Source organism: Piezobacter thermophilus, from assembly GCF_055386745.1.
The window spans coordinates 2,635,355-2,653,891 of the sequence record NZ_AP042380.1 but is presented as its reverse complement, the minus strand read 5'-3'; the positions used below and the strand labels follow the sequence as shown (position 1 = coordinate 2,653,891).

At 67.2% G+C, this 18,537-nt stretch carries 19 protein-coding genes and 1 tRNA gene; 13 read left to right on the top strand and 7 right to left on the bottom strand.

Annotated elements, in window-relative coordinates; all coding sequences use genetic code 11:
- Positions 1–13: 13 nt before the first annotated feature.
- Entirely contained in the window at positions 14–382 is a 369-nt protein-coding gene (locus ACZ5CM_RS12835; RefSeq protein ID WP_464642602.1) for a tellurite resistance TerB family protein, read from the bottom strand.
- A 174-nt stretch (positions 383–556) separates the two neighbouring features.
- On the opposite strand from ACZ5CM_RS12835, the gene ACZ5CM_RS12830 reads away from it, so the two are divergent.
- From ACZ5CM_RS12830 to ACZ5CM_RS12820, 3 genes are all read left to right on the top strand, one after another.
- Entirely contained in the window at positions 557–2,131 is a 1,575-nt protein-coding gene (locus tag ACZ5CM_RS12830) for a lysine--tRNA ligase (RefSeq protein ID WP_464639165.1), read from the top strand.
- A gap of 157 nt (positions 2,132–2,288) precedes the next feature.
- Positions 2,289–3,014, top strand: coding sequence for a DUF4336 domain-containing protein (locus ACZ5CM_RS12825; RefSeq protein WP_464639164.1), 726 nt, complete (start codon positions 2,289–2,291; stop codon positions 3,012–3,014).
- A gap of 153 nt (positions 3,015–3,167) precedes the next feature.
- Positions 3,168–5,456: a glycosyl hydrolase family 28-related protein gene (locus ACZ5CM_RS12820; protein ID WP_464639163.1), complete on the top strand. Its 2,289-nt coding sequence runs from the start codon at positions 3,168–3,170 to the stop codon at positions 5,454–5,456.
- Here the strand turns inward: ACZ5CM_RS12820 and ACZ5CM_RS12815 are convergent, their stop codons facing one another.
- Positions 5,457–5,942 carry a HugZ family pyridoxamine 5'-phosphate oxidase gene (locus ACZ5CM_RS12815; RefSeq protein ID WP_464639162.1) on the bottom strand — a complete coding sequence of 162 codons (486 nt, stop codon included), beginning with the start codon at positions 5,940–5,942 and terminating at the stop codon, positions 5,457–5,459.
- Positions 5,943–5,985: 43 nt separating this feature from the next.
- Positions 5,986–6,654, bottom strand: a complete 669-nt coding sequence (locus tag ACZ5CM_RS12810; protein WP_464639161.1) for a hypothetical protein — start codon at positions 6,652–6,654, stop codon at positions 5,986–5,988.
- A gap of 159 nt (positions 6,655–6,813) precedes the next feature.
- On the opposite strand from ACZ5CM_RS12810, the gene ACZ5CM_RS12805 reads away from it, so the two are divergent.
- Together ACZ5CM_RS12805 and ACZ5CM_RS12800 are read left to right on the top strand one after the other, a co-directional pair.
- Positions 6,814–7,134, top strand: a complete 321-nt coding sequence (locus tag ACZ5CM_RS12805) for an antibiotic biosynthesis monooxygenase family protein (RefSeq protein ID WP_464639160.1) — start codon at positions 6,814–6,816, stop codon at positions 7,132–7,134.
- Positions 7,135–7,228: 94 nt separating this feature from the next.
- The gene (locus ACZ5CM_RS12800) at positions 7,229–7,636 is read left to right on the top strand and encodes a universal stress protein (RefSeq protein WP_464639159.1); all 408 of its coding nucleotides are present in this window, start codon (positions 7,229–7,231) and stop codon (positions 7,634–7,636) included.
- Between the two features lie 171 nt (positions 7,637–7,807).
- Here ACZ5CM_RS12800 and ACZ5CM_RS12795 read toward each other — a convergent pair.
- Positions 7,808–7,883, bottom strand: a tRNA-Ala gene (locus ACZ5CM_RS12795).
- 205 nt (positions 7,884–8,088) lie between these two features.
- Positions 8,089–8,409 (bottom strand): TIGR02300 family protein, encoded by a 321-nt coding sequence (locus ACZ5CM_RS12790; RefSeq protein ID WP_464639158.1) that lies wholly within the window; start codon positions 8,407–8,409, stop codon positions 8,089–8,091.
- A 99-nt stretch (positions 8,410–8,508) separates the two neighbouring features.
- Between ACZ5CM_RS12790 and ACZ5CM_RS12785 the strand changes: the two genes are divergently transcribed.
- The 6 genes from ACZ5CM_RS12785 to ACZ5CM_RS12760 all read left to right on the top strand — a co-directional run bounded on the left by ACZ5CM_RS12785 (position 8,509) and on the right by ACZ5CM_RS12760 (position 13,964).
- Positions 8,509–9,195, top strand: coding sequence for a M48 family metallopeptidase (locus ACZ5CM_RS12785; protein ID WP_464639157.1), 687 nt, complete (start codon positions 8,509–8,511; stop codon positions 9,193–9,195).
- 61 nt (positions 9,196–9,256) lie between these two features.
- A complete protein-coding gene (locus ACZ5CM_RS12780; RefSeq protein ID WP_464639156.1) occupies positions 9,257–9,916 on the top strand; it encodes a GntR family transcriptional regulator in 660 nt (219 codons plus the stop codon).
- Positions 9,917–10,001: 85 nt separating this feature from the next.
- Entirely contained in the window at positions 10,002–11,015 is a 1,014-nt protein-coding gene (locus ACZ5CM_RS12775) for an ABC transporter substrate-binding protein (protein WP_464639155.1), read from the top strand.
- Positions 11,016–11,064: 49 nt separating this feature from the next.
- Entirely contained in the window at positions 11,065–11,832 is a 768-nt protein-coding gene (locus tag ACZ5CM_RS12770) for an ABC transporter ATP-binding protein (protein ID WP_464639154.1), read from the top strand.
- Positions 11,825–12,616 carry an ABC transporter permease gene (locus ACZ5CM_RS12765; protein WP_464639153.1) on the top strand — a complete coding sequence of 264 codons (792 nt, stop codon included), beginning with the start codon at positions 11,825–11,827 and terminating at the stop codon, positions 12,614–12,616. The genes ACZ5CM_RS12770 and ACZ5CM_RS12765 overlap by 8 nt, the downstream gene beginning before the upstream one ends.
- 112 nt (positions 12,617–12,728) lie before the next feature.
- On the top strand, positions 12,729–13,964 hold the full coding sequence (locus ACZ5CM_RS12760) for a lytic murein transglycosylase (protein ID WP_464642600.1): 1,236 nt from the start codon (positions 12,729–12,731) through the stop codon (positions 13,962–13,964).
- A gap of 12 nt (positions 13,965–13,976) precedes the next feature.
- On the opposite strand, the gene ACZ5CM_RS12755 is transcribed toward ACZ5CM_RS12760, so the two are convergent.
- Both ACZ5CM_RS12755 and ACZ5CM_RS12750 read right to left on the bottom strand, forming a co-directional pair.
- Entirely contained in the window at positions 13,977–14,939 is a 963-nt protein-coding gene (locus tag ACZ5CM_RS12755) for an acetyl-CoA carboxylase carboxyltransferase subunit alpha (protein WP_464639152.1), read from the bottom strand.
- 238 nt (positions 14,940–15,177) lie between these two features.
- On the bottom strand, positions 15,178–16,134 hold the full coding sequence (locus ACZ5CM_RS12750) for an L-malyl-CoA/beta-methylmalyl-CoA lyase (protein ID WP_464639151.1): 957 nt from the start codon (positions 16,132–16,134) through the stop codon (positions 15,178–15,180).
- 297 nt (positions 16,135–16,431) lie between these two features.
- Between ACZ5CM_RS12750 and dgcN the strand changes: the two genes are divergently transcribed.
- Positions 16,432–17,433 (top strand): N-acetyltransferase DgcN, encoded by a 1,002-nt coding sequence (gene dgcN / locus ACZ5CM_RS12745; RefSeq protein WP_464639150.1) that lies wholly within the window; start codon positions 16,432–16,434, stop codon positions 17,431–17,433.
- 114 nt (positions 17,434–17,547) lie between these two features.
- A complete protein-coding gene (gene dgcA, locus ACZ5CM_RS12740; protein ID WP_464639149.1) occupies positions 17,548–18,513 on the top strand; it encodes an N-acetyl-D-Glu racemase DgcA in 966 nt (321 codons plus the stop codon).
- The last annotated feature ends 24 nt before the right edge of the window (positions 18,514–18,537 follow it).

Genomic DNA, 18,537 nt, shown 5'->3' with positions numbered 1-18,537 from the left:
GCCGGGGGCGTGATCAGGTCATGTGCCGCGCCCGGGCGCCGCGTTCGATGGCAGCGGCGTGCAGGCGGTCGATGTTCAGTTCATAGCGGATCTCTTCGAGCAGGCGCAGCTCGGGTTCGGCCAGCCGGCCGTCGGCGGCGGCAACGTCGCAGGCCAGCGCGTAGGCGGTTTCGAAGAGGCGTTCGGGCAGGTTGTCCCGGACCAGGCCGAACAGGGCGTCAAGCCCGTCTTCCTGTTCGAACAGGTCGAACACGATCTGCGACATGCGCTGCATCCGGTCGATGTCGTAATCGGCGAAGACCGGCAGGTGGTTCACCGCAGCCTGGATCTTCACGAGTTCGGACGTGCGAATGTTTTCGTCGGAGGCCGAGACTGCGATCATGATGGCGATGAGACAGTCCTGGGTGCTGAGCACCTTGGGGGCGGGATCGGACACGGGGGGAGCTCCTTCTGGCTGTCCGTTGTTGCAGTGCAGAATATTGACGGGCTCGGCCCGGCACAATAGGTAGCGGCGTCAGGTCGCGCGGGTTGCGTGGCCGTTGCTGCGGAGACCGACATGTCCGAACTGCGTGAAGCCGCTCTCGCGTCGAAAGCCTGGCCTTTCGAGGAAGCCCGGCGGATTCTGAAGCGCTATGAGAAGGCGCCGCCCGAGAAGGGGTATGTGCTGTTCGAAACCGGCTATGGTCCCTCCGGCCTGCCGCATATCGGCACCTTCGGTGAGGTGGCGCGGACGACCATGATCCGCCATGCCTTCGAGCGGATCAGTGACATCCCGACCCGGCTGATCTGTTTTTCGGACGATCTGGACGGGATGCGCAAGGTTCCGGGCAATGTGCCCAACCGCGAGATGCTGGAAGAACATCTGCAGAAGCCGCTGACCAGCGTGCCGGATCCGTTCGGGACCCATGCCAGTTTCGGCGACCACAACAACGCCATGCTGCGGCGGTTTCTCGACACCTTCGGCTTCGAATACGAGTTCATCAGCGCCACCGAGTTCTACCGCTCGGGGCGGTTCGACGAGGTGCTGCTGCGCGCTGCCGAGCGCTATGACGAGATCATGGCGATCATGCTGAAGTCGCTGCGCGAGGAGCGGCGCCAGACCTATTCGATCTTCTTGCCGATTCATCCCGAAACCGGGCGCATCCTTTACGTGCCGATGAAGGAGGTGAACGCGCGCGAGGGCACCGTCACCTTCGACGACGAGGATGGGCGCGAATGGACCCTGCCGGTGACGGGGGGACATGTGAAGCTGCAGTGGAAGCCCGATTTCGGGGCGCGCTGGGCGGCGCTGGGCGTCGATTTCGAGATGTATGGCAAGGACCATTCCACCAACACGCCGATCTATGACGGGATCTGCCGCATCCTTGGCCATCGCCCGCCCGAGCATTTCGTCTACGAGCTGTTTCTCGACGAGAACGGGCAGAAGATCTCGAAGTCCTCGGGCAACGGGGTGAGCATCGACGAGTGGCTGACCTATGCCAGCGCCGAGAGTCTGAGCTATTTCATGTATCAGAAGCCGAAGACGGCCAAGCGGCTGTATTTCGACGTGATCCCGAAGGCGGTGGACGAGTATCACCAGCAGCTGCGTGCCTTCCCGAAGCAGGATCTGAAGGCGAAGCTGGCCAATCCGGTGTGGCACATCCATGACGGCGAGGTGCCGGAGTCGACTCTGATCGTGCCGTTCTCGATGTTGCTGAACCTGGCCAGCGTGTCGGGCGCCGAGGACAAGGAGAAGCTGTGGGGATTCGTGCGCCGCTATGCCCCCGAGGCCAGTCCGGAGACGCATCCCGACCTGGACGCGGCGACCGAGCACGCGGTGCGCTATTACAACGACTTCGTCAAGCCGCACCGGGTTTATCGCGCCCCCACCGAGAAGGAGCGCGAGGCGCTGGAGGCCTTGCGGGGTGCGCTGGCCGCCTATGACGGGCCGGTCGAGGATGAGGCGCTGCAATCGGTGGTTTATGCCGTCGGGCGCGAGCGGTTCGATCCGCTGCGCGACTGGTTCCGGGCGCTTTACGAGGTGCTTCTGGGGGCCAGCCAGGGGCCGCGTTTTGGCGGTTTCATCGCCCTTTACGGGGTGGAGGAGACGATCGCCCTGATCGAGCGGGCCCTGGCCGGCGAGTTGGCCTGAGAGGCCCAGTCGGGAGCGGATACGGGAAGGGGGCTCTGCCCCCTCGGCCTTCGGCCTCACCCCCGGAGTATTTGGGGCAAGAGGAAGGCGGGCGGGGCGGATTGGGGCCGCGGGGGAAATCGGTATATGATGGCGGTGACGGTCGGGGAGCTGTCACATGACCGGATACGAACCGCTGAACGTGCTCAAGCCGGTGGCTGCCGGCATCTGGATTATCGACGGGCCGCCGGTTCGGTTCTATGGGATGCCGGTTCCGACGCGGGCCACGGTGATACGGCTGGAGGCTGGCGATCTGTGGGTGCATTCGCCCACCCGTCTGACCGAGGATTTGCGGGCGCAGTTGCAGGCGCAGGGGCGGGTGCGGCATCTGGTGGCGCCGAACTGGCTGCACTACTGGTGGATCGGGCACTGGCAGACGGCGTGGCCGGAGGCCGAGGCCTGGGCCGCGCCCGGGGTGGTGGAGAGGGCCGCGAAATACGGGTGGGATCTTCGTTTCGATCACGAGTTGGGGGTGGAAGCGCCCTGGGCGGGGCGGATCGAGCAGATACTGGTCGAAGGCAGCGCGTTGCATCGTGAAGTGGCGTTTTTCCATCGGCAGTCGCGGACGCTGATTCTGGCCGATCTGATCGAGAATTTCGAGCCCGGCAAGGTCGCGTGGTGGTTGCGGCCGTTGTTGCGGGCGGACGGGGTTCTGGCGCCTCATGGGGGAATGCCGCGCGAGATGCGCCTGGTTTTCCGCAAGGGCCGGGCCGAGTTGCGACGGGCGGTCGAAACGATGATCGATTGGGCGCCCGAGCGTATCATCATCGCGCATGGTCGTTGGTTCGAGCGTGACGGAACCGCGGTTCTGCGCCGGGCCTTTGCGTGGCTTCTGACGCGTTAACCTTTCCTTGATCCGACCGTGACGGTGCGGTGAGGGCGCGTTCATCGTCTTGGCCTATCCCTTCGCCTCGCGTCCGGGCGCCTCGGTCCGGGCGCCGGCAAGCTTCGAGGCCCGGGGGGCGGATTCGCGGGCGGTTCTGGGAAGGGGATCAGGATGAACAAGGCGATTACCGATGGCGTGCAATTCATGCCTCCGGCGTTCAAGGAGGGCCTTGACGTTTGGTCGAGCGGCGACGGCACGCCGGGGGCGGATACTTATGCGGGGGCGGTGAATGCCGCGCTGGTGCCGGCGGATCAGGATTTCGGGGGCTGTCTGGAGCTGCAGAAGACCGCCGCGGTGCAGAAGCTGCGCTATATGGGAGAGACGCCGATTCTGCCCGGCTGCTATCTGCGCATCCGGGCGCGGGTGAAGGCGGTCAGCGGCAATCTGCCCAATGTGCGGATTGCTGCCTGGGCAGGCGGAGCGGGAGGCGTGCATGTGGCCGGAGTGGTGGAGACCGGGCCAAGCGTGACCCTGCAGAGCTATGGCGAGGTTGTGGAGGTCAGCGCCATCGTCGGCACCGGCCTGCGCGGGGGCGTGGACATGGTCTGGGGCACGCAGGCGCTATATGGCCATTTCGGCCTGGATCTGACCGGGCCCAATGGCGGGGTGGTGCGTATCGACGACATCGTGATCGAGGACATCACCAGCGCCTTTCTGCGCGACATGCTGAGCCTGGTGGATGTGCGTGATTACGGTGCGGTGGGCGATGGCGTGACCGATGACAGCGCGGCCTTTCTGGCGGCGGATGCGGCGGCGGCCGGGCGGCGGGTTCTTGTGCCGGCGGGGGTCTATCATCTTGCGCAGACGGTTTCGATGGCCTCGGAAGTGGTGTTCGAGGGCACGGTGGTGATGCCCGATGATGCGATGCTGCTGCTGACGCGGAGTTTCGATCTGCCCACCTATGTGGCCGCTTTCGGCAGCGAGGAGCTGGCCTTTCGCAAGGCCTTTCAGGCGCTGCTCAACAACTCGGATCATGAATCGCTGGACATGGGCGGGCTGAAGGTGGCGGTATCGGCTCCCATCGACATGGCTGCCGCCGTCCCGAACAGGGACAGCTACGCCACCCGGCGGGTGATCCGCAACGGTCAGATCGAGGCGGTGGGTGCGTCGGCGGCCTGGGATCCGATGGTGGCCACCTCGCAGGCGACCTATTCGGCGGCTTCTCCGCGGCGGCTGACCAATGTGGTCAACGTGGCCAACATTCCCGTGGGGGCCCTGGTCGAGGGCAGCGGCGTGGGGCGCGAGATCTACGTGAAGGCGAAGAACGTGGGCGCCCAGGAGGTGACGCTGAGCGCGCCGCTTTACGATGCCGAGGGCACCCAGGTCTTCACCTTCCGCGATTTCCGCTACCTGCTGGATTTCAGCGGCTTCGGCAAGCTGAGCAAGTTCGTGATCTCGGATGTCGAGTTTCAGTGCAACGGGCTGAGCAGCGGCATCCGGCTGGCGCCTTCGGGGATCGCCTTTCAGCTGCGTGACTGTTTTGTTTCGCGCCCCAGGGATCGCGGGGTGACCTCGATCGGGACCGGTTGCCAGGGAATGCTGATCGATCGCTGCCAGTTCCTGTCCAACGAGGACCAGGCCAATGCTCCGGACCGGGTGACCATTGCGCTGAATGCCAATGCCAATGACGTGAAGCTGCGCAACAACCGGGCGACCAAGTTCCGTCACTTCGCGGTTCTGGGCGGGGCCAACAGCGTGGTGCTGGGCAACCATTTCTTCCAGGGCGACAGCGTGGCAGGCGGTGTGCGCACGGCGGGGCTGATCATCACCGCCACCTATACCAGCACCACGATCACCGGGAACTACATCGACAACTGCTTCATCGAGTGGACCAACGAGCGCGACGCGACCCCGGATTTCGTCACCGGCTATTCGTTCAGCGCGATGACGATTTCCGACAACATCTTCCTGTCGGGGGATGTGGCGCCGTGGTTCAGCTATATCGTGGTCAAGCCGCACGGGACCGGGCATTTCCTGAACGGGGTGACGGTTTCGGGCAACAAGTTCCGCTCGATCAACGGGGCCATCGACCGGGTCGAGCGGGTGGATACCAGCTTTGCCACCCTGGATATCGGGCGCAGCAAGAACGTGTTTTTCACCGGCAACAGCTATCACGCGGTCAGCTATCAGGTGGAGAACCCGCTGCGGGTGCGCCACAAGGTCTCGACCCCGGCGGCGACCTGGACGGTGGATGCGGGGGGCGAGCTGCCCTTCGGCGGCGAGGCGCGCGGTGTTGACGGGATCGTGGCGCTGGGGGCGCTGCGCAACGGGGCCAATGTGCGGACCTTTGCCACGCCGCAGGTCGATCTTCAGCAGGGGCCGAACCGCGATCAGGTGACGCTGGTCTGGCCCGAGCCGCTCAAGGGCGAGGTGGCGTTGAGCCTGCGCATGGACAAGTGATCACGAGGGCAGGTCGAGATCGGCCGGGGTGAGCGAAAAGGCGCGGCCGAAACCGCCGTTGAGATGGGCGCGGCGCACCGCGAACAGGACGAAGGAGAAGTCGGCAAAGCCGATATAGAGCCGGGCCTTGGGGTGGCCGTGCAGGTAGTGCGCGGCCACTTCTTCGTGGCGGGGATGGCTGCGCGGCAGGAAGGCAGCCCGCGCCTGCAGCGTCAGCCGGGGGTGAATGAGGGGGTCGCCCCGGTCGCCCGGTTCGCCCAGCAGCAGCGAGACCGCCGGGTTGGCCCGCATTGCCGCGCTGTGGGCGGCAAGATCGGAGACCAGCGTCAGCGGTGTGCCTTCGGGCGACAGGCCGAAGGCGATGCGGGTCACCATCGGTTCGCCATCGGGGGTGATTGTGCCGAGCGCAGCGCTGCGTGCCTCGTGCATGATCCTGCGGGCAAGGCTGCGGGCGTCGTCATCGGCGGGCAGGATCGGCGGCGGCATGGCTGTGGCTCCGGCTGAGGCGGTTGCGACGCGCCGCACCGTGTCAGAATTTCTGCCAGAGTTCGAGTCTGATCCCGATGCTGCGGACGGGGGTGAATTTGCGCTCCAGTCCCAGCACCCATGTGAGTCCGCCATGGCCCTCGATCATCACTGCCGGGGTCAGGGTGAGGGCCGTCCGCATGCCGGGGCGGGCGACGCTTTCCAGCCGCACAAGCGGGCGCAGGCGCGGTCCCGAGGACAGGCCGAAGGTGGCGTCGAGCTTGAAGAAGGGAGGGCTGAGGCCGCCGCGCAGCTCGGCCACGGCATCGAGATTCACCCAGCCGCTGGCGAGGGGCCCCGAAAACTCCCGGCCGAGAGAGAGGGAAAGCCTCGTCATTCCGCTCCAGCGGCCGGCGACATGATGGCCCCCGAGTGCCAGCTCGGCGGCAAGGCGGGTTGCGGGGCTGCCGGTTTCGATCGGCCGGCGCAGAAAGATCAGGGCGTGGCCGGCCGCACCGGGCCGCTCGTTCACGTCGAGCCCCAGCGTCAGCCGCGGCCGGACGCCGTATTCGGCATAGAGGCCGGTTTCGGCCTCTCGGCCGGCGGGGGTGGTCCGGGCGATGGTCGAGACGGAAAGAAAGCCGGCGCCGCTCTCGCGCAGCCAGGCCCCCGCCGCGGCCGGGGCGGCGAAGGCGGCAAGGGCGATTGTGACGATGACGGCCGCGCGCAGCATGTTTCCCCCACTTTGCCCCGAGCCTGCCGCGAAGTGGTAAACGGAAGGTTACCGGCGCTGACCGGTGGCCGGCCGTTACGGGGGATTGCCTCCGGGCGGCGAATTCGTCTCCCATTCCGCGGGAAATGCGCTAGTCTGACGGCGAAGAAGGAGGATCAGATGCCGACCATTTCCAGGAACAACGAGCTACAGACCGTCATCACGACCTTCGACACCACGCCGGGCATGTGCCAGGATCTGATCGATGAGCTGGTCGATGCCTACGAGAACTTCATTTCGAAACAGCCCGGTTTCGTGGCTGCCGGGTTGCATGTGAACGATGCACAGACGCGGATTGCCAACTACTCACAGTGGCGCCGGCGCGAGGATTTCCTGGCCATGTTGCGCACCCCCGAGATGCGCGAGCGTAACCGCCGGATCAATGACCTGTGCCGGAGCTTCGAGCCGGTGATGTATGACGTGGTTGCGACCTTCGATTGAGCTCTCTCTTTCGCCGGCGGTTTTCTCCTGACATGGATCAAGGCGCGCGCCGCGCGATTGTGGAAAACGGCATTGAAACCTGTGGAGACGCAAGATGTATCACAAGATTCTCGTTCCGATCTCGTTCGACGCAGAACGCGACGTGACCGGGCCGCTCAAGGTTGCCCGGCTTCTGGCCGCGCCGGAGGCCGAATTCACGCTGCTGCATGTGGTCGAGCATATTCCGGGTTATGCCATTTCCTACATGCCGGCGGACTATCTGACCGAGGCGCGCAAGGCGATTCAGAAGGAACTGGACGAGCTGGCCGGGCAGTTGCCCAACGCCAGGGGCGTGGTCATCGAGGGCCATTCCGGGCGGTCGATCCTCGACTGGGCCGAGGAGAACGAGCCCGATCTGATCATCATCGCGTCGCACCGTCCCGGCATGCAGGATCTGCTGCTGGGCTCCACCGCAACCCAGGTGGTGCGCCACGCCAGATGTGCGGTTCACGTCCTGCGCTGAGAGACTTTTCCCGGCCGGTGGGGCATGGGGCGCAGGCACCGTGAAGCGAAGGTGATCGGCATCAGGTCGTGGTCCGGCGAACCGGTCGCCTTGCGTCCGGCATCGGAATGCGCGGCCTCGTTCCGGCAAGAGGCGCGTGTGCCGCATGTTGGTAATCTTTTTTTGGGGGGGTGGTGGAGCCTAGGGGAGTCGAACCCCTGACCTCTTGCATGCCATGCAAGCGCTCTCCCAACTGAGCTAAGGCCCCGATGTTCCGCCCTGTCCGGCGGTCTCCGGTCGTTTATGCAAGCTCGGCGGCGAGTGCAAGCCCAAAAAGCATCCCGCAGGAGCGGTTTTTCGGGGTTTGCGGGGCGGGGCCGGAAAGGTCGGCCCGAACCCGGATTTCGCGCCGGATCATGCGCCGGAGGTTGGGTTGTCGCCGCCCATGCCCATCGGGGCGGCGACGGTCGGTGTCACTCTTCGTCTTCGGTCGAGACGTCGGCGATTTCTTCCAGCGGAACGCTGTCGTCATCGTCGTCTTCAAGAACGTCATCGCCCAGATCGACATCCACATCCGCATCGTCCAGGACCACGTCTTCCTCGTCCAGGACGGCCTCTTTCGCCTTCACCGTGGCCGCATCCTCGGCATCGGCCGCGATCATCCGCGTCTTGCCGGTGTCGAGCTCAACGACTTCGCCCGTGTAGGGGCTGACGATCGGATCCTTGTTCAGGTCGTAGAAACGCTTGCCGGTGGTTGGGCAAACGCGCTTTACACCCCATTCTTCCTTGGGCATGTGAATCCCCTTGATATCTGCTGAGTCGTATCGACGATTCCGGCCTCCTGCCATATGACATGGATACTGTCAAAGCCTTTGCCGCAACAGGAGCCCCGCATGGCCGAACATCGTCTGCCAGGAACCCCGCCGGTGGCGCTGGTGCTGCGCCGCTCGGCCCGCGCCCGGCGGATCAGCCTGCGCATATCGGGCCTCGACGGGCGGGTGACGCTGACCCTGCCGCGCGGGGTGCCCGAGCGGGAGGCGCTGGACTTCGCCCGCACGCGCGAGGACTGGATTCGCCGCCATCTGAGCGATCGGCCGGCCGAAATCCGCCCCCGCATCGGCGGCGAGATCCCGATCGAGGGGGCGGTGCGACGGATCGTTGCCGCCCCCGGGCGGCGGGTCGAGCTGCACGCAGGTGAGATCCGGGTGCCCGCAGACGCCCCCGCGCGGCGGCTGCAGGCATGGCTGCGCGAGCTGGCGCGCGACCGTCTGTCCGAGGCCTGCCGGTCCTATGCGCAGGCGCTGGGGCGGGAACATGCGCGAATCACGCTGCGCGATCCGCGCTCGCGCTGGGGGTCGTGTTCGTCGGGCGGGGCATTGATGTTTTCATGGCGGCTGGTGCTCGCCCCGCCCCGGATCCTGCGATACGTGGCCGCGCACGAGATCGCCCACCTGGCCGAGATGAACCACTCGCCGGCCTTCTGGGCCCATGTGGAGCGGCTCTATGGCCCGCATGCGGATGCCCGGCGGTGGCTGCGCGAGAACGGCCCCGAACTGCACCGTTATCGCTTTGACGGGTGATCGGGGCTCGGGATTCGCGACCGCCGCTTGACCTGTGCGCAAGTTGTGATCACAAAGGGGCATGACCACCTCGCCCCGCCCGTCCGACCCCGCGCCGGTCACGTCTTCGGCCCATGACCGGGTCTATCGCGCCCTGCGCGCGCGCATCATGTACGGCGATATCGGGCCAGGGCAGGCGCTGACCCTGCGGGGAATCGGCAAGGCCTATGACGTGTCGATGACGCCCGCCCGCGAAGCGGTGCGCCGGCTGGTGGCCGAGGGCGCGCTGGTCCTGACCGCCTCGGGGCGGGTGTCCACGCCCGAGCTGACCAACGACCGGATCGAGGAACTGGCGGCCTTGCGGGCGCTGCTGGAGGTTGAACTGGCCAGTCGCGCCCTGCCGCGCGCGCACATGGCGCTGATCGACCGTCTGCAAAGCATCAACGCCAATGTTGCACAGATGGTGACCAAGCGCGACCCGGTCGGCTATATCCGCGCCAATCTGGAGTTTCACCGCACCCTGTATCTGCGGGCGCAGGCACCGGCGATGCTGGCCATGGCGGAAACGGTCTGGTTGCAGCTGGGGCCGACGATGCGGCGCCTCTATGGCCGGCTCCAGCGCGCGCAGGCGCCGCAGTATCACAAGCTGATCATCGCCGCGCTCAGGGCCGGGGACGAACCCGGCCTGCGGCTGGCGGTGCGCTCGGACGTGACCCAGGGGTTGCGGATGCTGACCGGGTAGCTGCCTTGCCCGCGGAAACAGATCCGTTGCGCCTGGACGGGTTTGCGCCTTATCGTTGGGGGACAACATCAGGGAGGGGAGTCGAATGTCCGGAATTTCGCGCCGTGGCGCGCTGGGTATGCTTGGGGGTGCGGCCACGCTGCCGCTGATGGGGGCGCCGGCGATCGCGGCCACCAAGCTGCGGGTGGGCGCGCTGCGCTTTACCAGCCACGCGGCAAGCTTCGTCGCCTATGAGCGCGGCTATTTCGCCGACGAGGGGCTGGAGGTGGAATTCAAGTTCTTCCAGGCCGCGCAGCCGATGGCGGTGGCGATTGCCTCGGGGGATGCCGATTACGCGGTGACGGCGATCTCGGGCGGGCTGGTCAGCCTGGCCGAAAAGGGTGCGGCCAAGGTGATCGGCGGCGCCCTGCGCGAGGAGAAGGGGATCGACGGGCAGAAGATCCTGGCCTCGAACGCTGCATACGAGGCCGGCCTGACCAGCCCCGCGCAACTGGACGGCAGGACCTACGGCATTACCCAGGCGGGATCGTCCTTCCACTACATGGGGTCGAAGGTGGCGGCAGCCGAAGGGGTGAGCGTCAGGTTCAAGCCGCTTCAGAAGGTGGGCGCGATCATCGGGGCGCTGAAATCGGGCCAGATCGACGCCTGGTCCATCGTCCCCCACATCGCCAAGGCGCTGGCCGGGGCCGGCAAGGTGCAGATCATCGGCAACATCTCGGACTATCTGCCCGACTATCAGGTGACGACGGTGTTCACCTCGGCCGCCAATGCCGCGAACGAGCGCGCGCAGACCGAGGCCTTCCTGCGCGCCTTCTCGCGCGGGGCGGCCGATTTCAACGCCGCGCTGGTGGACCGCACCGCCGGCGAGGAGGCGGCCGAGGAGATGGTGAAGCTCATCCACAAATACGTCTATGCCGACAAGCCGCTCGAGAAGGCGGCGAAGTCGATCCGCAACGGCGCCATGCGGATCAGCCCCAACGCGGCGCTGAACGCGGCCTCGGTGCGCGATCAGCTGGACTGGTTCAGGTCCGAGGGGCTGATCAAGGACAGCATCACCTTCGAGACGCTGGTCGATCCGTCCTACGCCGAGATGATCTGAGGCCGGGGGCGGGGCCGCCCGGTCCCGCCCGCATCGCCCGGTTGCCCGGATGGAACTGAGACTTGAGCGCATCACGCACCGTTATGACGGCATGACGGTGCTCGAAGATGTCTCGCTGCGCATCGCGGCGGGCGAGATCCTGTGCGTGATCGGCCCCTCGGGCTGCGGCAAGTCCACGCTGCTGCGGCTGATCGGGGGGCTGGAGCGGCCCGATTCGGGGCAGGTGCTGCAGCTGGGCGCGCCGCCCGAGGGCTGCCTCAACCCGCTGACCTATGTCTTTCAGGACTTCGCCCTGCTGCCCTGGCGCAGCGTGGCGGGGAACATCTCGCTGGTGCTGGAAGATCACGGCATCCGCGGGCGGGCGGCACGGGCGATCATCGACGACGTTCTGGCCCGCACCCGGCTGTCGGATTTCCACGCCGCCCTGCCGCGGCAGCTGTCGGGGGGAATGAAGCAGCGCGTGGCGATTGCCCGGGCGCTGGCGGTCAACCCGGCGGTGCTGCTGCTGGACGAGCCGCTCTCGGCGCTGGACGCGCAAACGCGCGAGCTGCTGATGGACGATCTGATCGACCTGTGGCAGCGTCAGCGCTTCACCGGGATCTATGTCACCCACAACCTGGCCGAGGCGGTGCGGCTGGGGCACCGCATCGCGGTGTTGTCGCGGCGGCCGGGACGGTTGCGCGAACTGGTCGAGGTGCCCGTGCCCATGGGCGAACGCCGCATCGGCGATACCCGGCTCGAGGAGCTTCAGGCCCGCCTGTGGGACATGATGAAGGAAGAGGCCATGGCCGCCGACCGCGAGCTGCTGGATGGCTGAGGGTCGCCCGGTTCCCTTTCGCGGCGGCGGCTTCCGCCCGGTGCGCGTCCGCTGGGCGGGCACGGTGGTATTCGTCCTTCTGGTGGCGCTGACCGAATGGGGCACGCGGGCGGGGTGGATCTCGAACCTGACGCTGCCGCGCCCGTCGGACGTGGTGGCGACGCTGGTTCAGCTGTGGCGCTCGGGCCTGCTGTGGCAGCACCTTCTGCCATCGCTGGCGCGGCTGGCAGTGGGCAGCACGCTGGGGGTGAGCGCGGGCATTGCGGTGGGGGTGATGATCGGGCTGTTCTCGCTGGTCCGTGCCGGGCTGGTGCCGCTGGTCGCCGCCATCTTCCCGATCCCCAAGATCGCGCTTCTGCCGCTGTTCGTGATCTGGTTCGGCATCGACGAGGGATCGAAATACGCGCTGATCGCGCTGGGCACCTTCACGCCGACGGTGGTCGCCACCTACGGGGCGGTGGACAATGTGGACCGGACGCTGATCCGCATGGGGCAGAGCTTCGGCCTGCGATGGTTCAGCATCGTGCGCAAGATCGTCCTGCCTGGCGCCCTGCCGGGGATCCTCTCGGGGCTGCGGGTGTCGCTGGCCATCGGCATCATCCTGCTGGTGGCGGCCGAGATGCTGGGGGCCGAATACGGCATCGGCGCCTATATCCTCGAGGCCGGATCGCTTTACGATCTGGAACGGCTGTTCGCCGGGGTGGTAATCCTGTCGATCCTCGGGGTTCTGACCAGCTGGGTCATCGGGGTGCTGGAACGCCGGCTTCTGCACTGGCGGGGCTGAGGCGCCTTTCCGCCGATGAGGGCGCGCGCGGTGCCCGGGCGTATTTGCCGCCGGCCATGCCCGATGTAAGCTCGGCCGCAAAAGCACGAGCAGACAGGGCAGGGCGGCGATGATGCGCACAGGCAGGCGGCAGGTGGTGATGGGATTGGCGGCAACGGCCCTGGCCGGATGCGCCCGCGGGATCGGCTCGGCGCCGCCGGCGGAGGTGATGCGCGCCGCCCCCAACCCGGACTGGGACCGCTGGGTTGCCGCCTTCCGCGCCCGTGCCGCGCAAGGCGGCATCTCTTCGCAGACGCTGAGCCGCGGCTTCCGGGGCGCGGGCTACCTGCCCGGCGTGATCGCGCGCGACCGCAACCAGGCCGAGTTCAAGCGCTCGATCGAGGATTACCTTGCCATTGCGGCCTCGGATGAGAGAGTGGCCAGAGGGCGCGAGATGCTGCAACGCCACCGCGACCTGTTGCGCCGGATCGAGACCCGATTCGGCGTCGATGCCCGGATCGTGACCGCCATCTGGGGAATGGAGAGCCGCTATGGCGCGCATCGCGGCGACATCCCGGTGATCTCGGCCACCTCCACGCTGGCCTTCGACGGCCGGCGGGGGGCGTTCTACGAAAGGCAGCTGATGGCGGCGCTGCGGATCCTTCAGAACGGCGACACCACGCCGGCGCGCCTGACCGGCAGCTGGGCCGGTGCCATGGGCCACACCCAGTTCATCCCCACCACCTACGAGGCCTTTGCCGTCGATTTCACCGGCGACGGGCGGCGCGACATCTGGTCGGACGATCCGGCGGACGCGCTGGCCTCGGCCGCGGCCTATCTGCAGCGCTCCGGCTGGAAGACGGGCCAGCCCTGGGGCATCGAGGTGCGCCTGCCTGCGGATTTCGACCCCCGCCTTGCCGGGCGCACCCCCCGCCGCCCGGTCGCCGAATGGGCGGCGATGGGCGTGCGCGACATGGACGGCCGGAGCGTGCCCGATCACGGCCCGGCCGCCATCCTGCTGCCGGCAGGACCGCAGGGGCCGGCCTTCATGGCGTTCGGAAATTTCCGCGTGCTGACGCGCTACAACAATGCCGACAGCTATGTTATTGCGGTGGGGCATCTGGGCGACCGGATCACTGGTGGTCCCCCCATCCGCGGCCGCTTCCCTCCCGATGCGCAGGGGATGACCCGCGCCGACCGGCTGGAGATGCAACGCCTGCTGAACGCGCGCGGCTTCGATGCCGGCAGGCCGGACGGCGTGATCGGCCCCCGAACCATTGCCGCCATCCGTGCCTTCCAGAAAACCGCCGGGCTGCAGGTCACGGGGCAGGCCTCGCCCGCCCTTCTGGCGCGGCTGCGCGCGTCCTGAAACGGCCTGCGATCAGGCCGCCAGCCCCTTCGACCCCATGTCGAGATATTTCCTGCGCCGTGCCTTCACCAGCTGCGCGGGCTTCTTCTTCGACAACCCGCCCAGCATCTTCCCGATGGTCCTGCCGACCGCGGCAATGGCCGCCTCCGGGTCGCGATGGGCGCCGCCGCGAGGTTCGGGGATGATCTCGTCGATCACGCCGAGCTGTTTCAGATCCTGCGCGGTCAGACGCAGCGCCTGAGCCGCCTCGCGCATCTTTTCGGCATCCTTCCACAGGATCGAGGCACAACCCTCGGGGCTGATGACCGAATAGACCGAGTGCTCCAGCATCGCCACCCGGTCGGCCGTGGCAAAGGCCACCGCCCCGCCCGAGCCGCCCTCGCCGATGATGACGCTGACCAGAGGGACGCCGATCTTCAGGCAGGTCTCGGTCGAACGGGCAATCGCCTCGGACTGGCCGCGCTCCTCGGCGCCCTTGCCGGGATAGGCGCCGGGCGTGTCCACCAGCGTGATGACCGGCAGGCCGAACCGGTCGGCCAGCATCATCAGCCGGATCGCCTTGCGATAGCCTTCCGGGCGGGCCATGCCGAAATTGCGCTCGATCCGGCTCTTTGTGTCCGAGCCTTTCTCGTGCCCGATCACCACCACCGGCCGGTCCTCAAACCGCGCAAGCCCGCCCATCACCGCGTGGTCGTCGGCAAAATTCCGGTCCCCGGCCAGCGGCGTGTATTCGGTGAACAGGGCCTCGATATAGTCCTTGCAATGGGGCCGCTGGGGATGCCGGGCCACCTGGCACTTCCGCCAGGGCGTCAGCGAATCATAGAGTTCATCCAGCAGAGCTGCAGCCTTGGCATCCAGAGCCGCCGCTTCGGCCTCCACGTCCATTTCCGCGTTCGCCCGCGCCAGCGCGCGCAACTCCTCCGCCTTGCCTTCGATCTCGGCCAGCGGCTTTTCAAAGTCGAGATAGTGAGTCATCGCGAGTGTTCCGGCCCCCTGACATGCTTGGCAACGCGCCCTTGCGGGTGGCCGATATATGGCCCCGCTCCGGCCCGGATGCAACTCGCCATTCCCGCACCATGATCCCGACCGCTCTTCATCTCGCCCCAAATACTCCCGCCGGAGGCGCGGCCATTCCCGCCCGCGGCGGGGATGGCCGGGAACGGATGCAGACCGCTCCCGGGCACGGGCCTGTACTCGCAGGAGGGCGACCGGATCAGCCGGCAATCAGTTCGGCCTGCCGCACGATCACCTCGGCCTGCCTGATCGAGGCAATATCCACCAGCCGCCCCTTGTAGACCGTGGCGCCCGCGCCGCTGCGCCTGGCCTCCTCCATCGCGGCGAGGATCTCGCGGGCCTCGCGCACGGCCTCGTCCGAGGGGGTGAAGACCTGGTTGGCCAGCGCGATCTGCCGGGGGTGGATCGCCCATTTGCCCACCATGCCCAGCGTCGCCGAGCGCTTCGCCTGCGCGACATAGCCCTCGTCGTCGGAAAAATCCCCGAACGGGCCGTCCACCGGCAGCACCCCATGGGTGCGGCAGGCAGCGACGATTGCGGCCTGCACCCAGTGCCACGGATCGACCCAGTATCGCTCACCCTCGCGCAGCATGTAGTAGTTCTCCTGCGTGCCGCCGATGCCGGTGGTCTGCATCCCCATCGAGGCCGCGAAATCCGCCGCGCCGAGGCTCATCGCCTCAAGCCGGGGCGAGGCGGCCGCGATTTCCTCCACATGGGCGATGCCGGCCGCCGACTCGATGATCACCTCCAGCGAGATCCGCTTCTCGCGCCCCGCAGCGCGCTCGACCGCCGTCACCAGCGCGTCCACCGCATAGACATCCGCCGCGCAGCCCACCTTGGGGATCATGATCTGGTCCAGCCGCTCGCCGGCACGCTCGAGGATCTCCACCACGTCGCGATACCACCAGGGCGTGTCCAGCCCGTTGATCCGCACCGACAGGTGCTTGCGACCCCAGTCGATGTCGTTGATGGCCTCGATCACGTTGCGGCGCGCCGCCTCCTTGTCGTCGGGGGCCACCGAATCCTCCAGGTCGAGGTTGATCACGTCCGCTTCCGAAGCGGCCATCTTCTCGAACAGCCGCGTGTTGGAGCCGGGGCCGAACAGCTGGCAGCGATTGGGGCGCGCGGGCGGCGTCGGCTGGATGCGAAAACTCATGGCGGCACCTTTCGGGTAATGATGTTGCGTGTCTGGTCGCCCTCCGGGTATTAAATTGCGCGCTCTTGCGCAAGAGGCATTGTGGCGGTGCAGCATTTGCGGTGCAGCATGACGCGTGCGAAGGCGCAGATTCGAGGTGATGCCGGCGCTGCAACGCAGATTGCGCGAAAAGCTTCGAAAAGCATGGAAGTTTGCCGAAGGATTTTCTGTTCGGGGCTTTGCTGCGAGGCGACAACGCGAAACCCTTTCCGTGTCCCTGTCCTACGATATGTCCGGAATTCGGAGGAGAGCCGCGCGATGATCAAGACACCCTATCTTCTGTTTCTCGGGGATGCGCCCGATCAACTGGCTGCGAAGGTGGCGCAGGGCATCCGCGACTGGCGCCCGGAGCATGCCGTCGGGCAATTCCGCATGCCGGGCTGCAAGGCCGATCTGGGTCTGCCCGACATGACGCTGGCCGAGGCACGGGCGGCGGGCGCGAAGACGCTGGTGATCGGCGTGGCCAACCGCGGCGGTGTCATCGGCCAGGAATGGAAGAAGGTACTGGTGGCGGCGCTGGAGGAGGGGCTGGACCTGGCCTCGGGGCTGCACAACCTGCTGCGGGACGAACCGGACCTGGTGGCGGTGGCCGAAGCCACCGGCCGGGCGCTGCATGACGTGCGGGTGCCGGAGGTGGATTATCCGATTGCCAACGGGGTCAAGCGGCGCGGCCGGCGGGTTCTGGCGGTGGGTACCGACTGTTCGGTGGGCAAGATGTATACCGGGCTGGCGCTGGATGCCGGGATGCGCGCGCGGGGCATGAAATCGACCTTCCGCGCCACCGGGCAGACCGGCATCCTGATTACCGGGGACGGGGTGCCGCTGGATGCGGTGGTGGCCGATTTCATGGCCGGGGCGGTGGAGTGGCTGACGCCGGACAATGACGACGATCACTGGGACGTCATCGAGGGGCAGGGATCGCTGTTTCACGTTTCCTATTCCGGTGTAACCATGGCGCTGATCCATGGCGGGCAGCCGGATGCGCTGATCCTGTGTCATGAGCCGACGCGCGAGCACATGCGCGGCCTGCCCGGTTACGGATTGCCGTCGCTGGAGGCGTTGCGCGACATGGCGCTGCCGCTGGCGCGGGTGGCCAATCCCGCCTGCCGGGTGGTCGGTGTTTCGGTCAATACCCGTGACATGGACGAGGGCACGGCGCGGCGCTATCTGGCCGAAACCGAAGAGCGCCTTGGCCTGCCGGCCACGGATCCGTTCCGTTTCGGGGCTGACAAGCTGGTGGATGCATTGGCGGCGATGTGAGATCGTGGCGGGGGCGAGGGGCTCTGCCCGTTGCGTCGCAGGCGTACCAGGGGGGCGAGGGGCTCTGCCCCTCGCGCTCCCCGGAGTATTTGACGCAAGAGGAAGGAGAGCGGGGTGCGGATAGAGATCAGCCGTGAGAGCTTTCCGCTGGCACAGACCTTCACCATCTCGCGGGGAAGCCGCACGGAGGCGAAGGTGCTGACGGTGCGGGTGGAGGATGGCGGTGTCGTCGGGCGGGGCGAGTGTGTGCCCTATGCGCGCTATGGCGAGACGCTGGAGAGCGTGGCGGCGCAGATTGCCGGCTTGCCCGCGGGGATCGGGCGGGAGGCCTTGCAGGAGACCTTGCCGCCAGGGGCTGCGCGCAATGCGGTGGATTGCGCGCTCTGGGACTGGCAGGCCAAGCGGGCGGGGCGCCGGGTGTGGGAGCTGGCCGGGCTGCCCGGGCCGGGGCCGGTGGTGACGGCCTACACGCTGTCTCTGGACAGCCCCGAGGCGATGCGGGCGCAGGCCGAAAGGCACGCGCACCGGCCGCTGTTGAAGATCAAGCTGGGCACGCCCGACGACATGCCCCGGCTGGAGGCGGTGCGGGCGGGGGCGCCCAACACGAAGATCATTGTCGATGCTAATGAGGGCTGGAGTGCCGATGTCTATGCCGATCTGGCGCCGCATCTGGCGCGGTTGGGCGTTGCGCTGGTGGAGCAGCCCCTGCCTGCGGGCGAGGATGATGCGCTGCTGGGAATGCCCCGCCCGGTGCCGGTCTGTGCCGACGAAAGCTGCCATGACCGGGCCAGCCTGACCGCGCTGCGGGGCAAGTATGACGTGGTCAACATCAAGCTGGACAAGACCGGCGGGCTGACCGAGGCGCTGGTGCTTCGTTCGGCGGCGCGGGCGGAGGGGTTCGGGATCATGGTCGGCTGCATGGTCGGGACATCGCTGGCGATGGCCCCGGCGGTGCTGGTGGCGCAGGGGGCGGATGTGGTGGACCTTGACGGGCCGCTGCTTCTGGCCGAAGACCGGGAACACGCCTTGACATATGACGAACGCGGCGTGCATCCGCCGGAGGCGGCGCTTTGGGGGTAGTTCGCGGGAGGGCGGCCGCGGTGC